At 59.7% G+C, this 3,439-nt stretch carries 2 protein-coding genes and 2 pseudogenes; all 4 read right to left on the reverse strand.

The annotated features are described in order from the left end of the window. On the reverse strand, positions 1–716 hold a 716-nt coding region (locus JCM25146_RS15555), incomplete at its 3' end, for an AAA family ATPase (protein WP_025829191.1). Positions 717–924: 208 nt separating this feature from the next. Beyond that, a complete protein-coding gene (locus tag JCM25146_RS15560; RefSeq protein WP_025829192.1) occupies positions 925–1,914 on the reverse strand; it encodes an outer membrane protein assembly factor BamD in 990 nt (329 codons plus the stop codon). Between the two features lie 98 nt (positions 1,915–2,012). Then, positions 2,013–2,991: pseudogene (gene lpxC / locus JCM25146_RS20175) on the reverse strand (UDP-3-O-acyl-N-acetylglucosamine deacetylase). 149 nt (positions 2,992–3,140) lie between these two features. Continuing rightward, positions 3,141–3,439 (reverse strand): annotated as a pseudogene (locus JCM25146_RS15570) (cell division protein FtsZ); the annotation flags it as partial.

Consider the following 3,439-nt stretch of genomic DNA (forward strand, 5'->3'; position numbering starts at 1 on the left):
CGCGGGGTAAGCTCGGACAGGGCGGCGGCTACGGCCTCGCCCCGGCGCTCGGCCTGCTGAAGGCTGTGGCGTTGCTGGGCCAGAAGGCTTTCTTCCCCCGGTTGGGGGGCAAGGGTGGAGAGTTCATCCACTGTGTGGCGTAGCCATTCCTCCTCCCGCGCGGCGTCTTCCAGCGCCTGTTCGGCATTGGCAAGCGTTTGGCGCAGGTCCTGCCAGTGGGTAAAAGCCTGCGCGACTTTTTTAAGGAGTGCCGGTTTGATTCCATAGGCATCCAGCAGACCGCGATGGGTGGTGGCATCGGCCAGTCCCATCTGTTCATGCTGGCCCTGAATTTCTATCAGTGTTGCCGCAACCTTGCGCAGCAGGGTCAGGCCCACAGGCTGGTCATTGACCCATGCGCGCGACCGCCCCTCGCGCGAGATAACGCGGCGCAGGACCAGTGGCTCGCCTTTGTCGGCAGGAATGCCCTGTTCTTCCAGCTGGTCATAGACCGTGTGGTGGGGTGGTGCCTCAAAACAGACGGTTACACGCGCTTCCTCTGCCCCGGAGCGGACCAGACCGGCGTTTGCGCGTTCGCCCATGGCCAGACCCAGACTGTCCAGCAAAATGGATTTGCCTGCCCCCGTTTCCCCCGTCAGGGCGGTAAAGCCGGGGTGGAGGGTCAGGTCGAGTGCCTCGATCAGCACAACGTCTCTGATGGAAAGATGTGTCAGCATGGCGACATCCGGCTTTTAGGTTCACACCTGAAATGACTGGAGTCTGCGGAACAGACCTAACGCTCACGCCTGCTCCCGCGTGGGCCTGCACAGACCTGCCTTTGCTGCGGGCAGGAAAGGCAGGTTCTGTATGTTCTGGTTGTGTTCTTATTTCAAGAGAAAAAGCGACAAAGCGCGTATTACTTTTTGGTTGCGGGCGGCGGTGTTGTCAGCGGCTGCGCCGTAACAGGCGTGCTCGGCGCAGCCTGAGCTGGTGCAGTCGCCGGGGACGGACTGCTTGGTGCATGGCAGCCGGTGCTGCCATACGCTCATCACGCGTGTCCGACGTATGGGATGTGTCCAGATTCTGTTTGGCAGTCGGCGTTACCGCCTGCCCCGGCACGGGCAGTTTGCCGTCCAGCAGGTTATGGTTTTTCAGCTTGTCATACGCAAAACGGTACCATTTGCTGCTGGAATAATTGTACCCCAGTACGGTAGCCGATTTGCGGGCCTGGTCGGTCAACCCCAGATCAAGGTAGACTTCCACCATGCGCTCAAGAGCTTCGGGCACGTGGTTAGTTGTCTGGAAATCCTGCACAACACGCTGGTAGCGGTTGATCGCCCCTTCATAATTGCGCTCGCGCTGGTAGTAGCGGCCAACCAGCATTTCCTTCCCGGCCAGATGGTCGCGGCACAGGTCAATTTTCAACTGGGCATCACGGGCATATTTGCTCTGGGGGAAGCGGGTGACCACTTCTTCCAGTGCATCCATGGCTTCTGCCGTACCCTGCTGGTCACGCTGGACATCGGCGATCTGCTCATAAAAACAGAGTGCGCGCAGGTAGTAGGCATAAGCGGAATCGGCGCTGGTGGGGTGCAGGCTGATAAAGCGGTTAAGCTGCTGCACGGCTTCGGGGTATTTACCTTTAAGGTAGTAGGAATACCCTTCCATCAACTGCGCGTTGGGGATGTAGCCCGAATAGGGGTAGTTCTGCTGGAGTGTTTCAAACTCAGCGGCGGCCAGTTCGTAACGGCGGGTGCGCAGGGCGTCTATGCCGTTATTATAGAGTGTCTCTGGTGCCGCAATTTTGGGGGCCGGAGGGGTCTTGCTGCTGCCAGTCAAAAGGCTGCAGTCCGCAAGCCCTAACAGCGCAAAAGCTGAGAGCAGGAACGGCAGACGACGGCGGACTGACTGTGTTTTTATAGAAATATCAAACATACCGGCTCTTCAGATCGAGACGAAATCTTATAGCATGTCAGCGGGTCAAGAAAAGCAAAGAAACGCCGATTATTGCATGTGTCTTGATAAAAAGAGTCTCACGCCGCAGCGGAGGCGGCTTGCCGGTTTGTCATGTCCTGCCATGCGGAGGTCTGGGCAAACAGGGCGTGGAGGAGCTGGTTGTTCAGCTTATGGCCGGAGCGATGCCCCCGGAAGCTGGCCTGAAGCACACATCCGGCCAGATAGAGATCGCCCACCGCATCCATGATCTTGTGGCGGATAAACTCGTCCGGGCAGCGCAGGCCGGTCGGGTTGAGCACCTGATCGTTGTCCACAACAATGGCGTTGTCCAAAGAACCACCAAGTGCCAGCCCGGCTTTGTGCAGCGCTTCAATCTCCTCCCGCAGCAAAAGTGCGGTTGCGTGCGAGCTCGCTGCGGAAGGAGGAGGGCGTTAAATCCAGAGCGTAGCTCTGCACACCAATGGCGCTGGCCGGAAAGTCAATGCTCATGGACAGGTGTGTGTGCTGGCCATTGTGGGGGAGGAGTTCCACCCAAGCATTCTGGTGTTCAACCCGCACAGGCTGCATAACCCGCACGACTTTGCGGGGCAGGCTTTGCGCCGTGCGACCGGCGCAGTCGAGCAGGAACACAAAATCCGTGGCCGAGCCATCAAAAACCGGGGTTTCTGGCCCATCAACCAGAATCAGGGCGTTATCAATGCCGCACCCGCACAGGGCGGACATTAGGTGTTCAACAGTGGCGACCCGGTTTTCGGGGTTGTGTTTATCCCCCAGAACGGTGCTCAGGTGTGTTTCCACCACATAATCATACCGTGCGGGCAGGGGGGCTGCCATGGGCAGGTCCGTCCGCTGGAACACAATGCCATGCCCGGCGGGGGCAGGTTTGAGAGTAATGTTGATGGAGCGGCCCGTATGCAGGCCAATACCCACGGCAGAGATGGCGTGGTGCAGCGTATGTTGGGCCGCATCGGGTTTGGTGCGTATCTGTCGCATAGGGACCGGGAGACTCTCCGCAGGTGTGGAACGTGGGGTAAGTGCCGCTGACAGATTGTCCATGATCCTGAACCGCCCCATGGTCGTGTGGAAGTTATGACACGGTAACGCTAGGGCCTGAGCGGGTCAGATGCGAGTCAATGATTATTGCCATGTGTTTCATACCCCGCCCTGTGGTTCAGGGTTGTCGGGCGGGGTATGCACACTGGTGTTTAACGGCGCAGGAAGGTCGGAATTTCCAGCCCGGTATCGCCTTCCCCATGGCGGGGAGCGCCCTGTTCGGCCTGGCTGATGGTCGGGTGCGACTGCGCTACGGGTTCCTGCCGGGTATCTGGCGTGGAGGCGCGGCGAAAAGCGCCGGTAACCCGCCCGAACAGGCTGCGTGCGTTGGGGTCCTGCACAGGGTAGGCCGAAGGGCGCGGCGGCTCGCTGAACAGGTTGGCATGTTTGGAGGCTGCCGGGGCCGGAGCCGGGGCTGGCTGGCGTGGCTGTGCTGCCGCAGCAGCGGCTA

Source organism: Acetobacter okinawensis JCM 25146, from assembly GCF_000613865.1.
In the GTDB taxonomy this organism is placed as follows: domain Bacteria; phylum Pseudomonadota; class Alphaproteobacteria; order Acetobacterales; family Acetobacteraceae; genus Acetobacter; species Acetobacter okinawensis.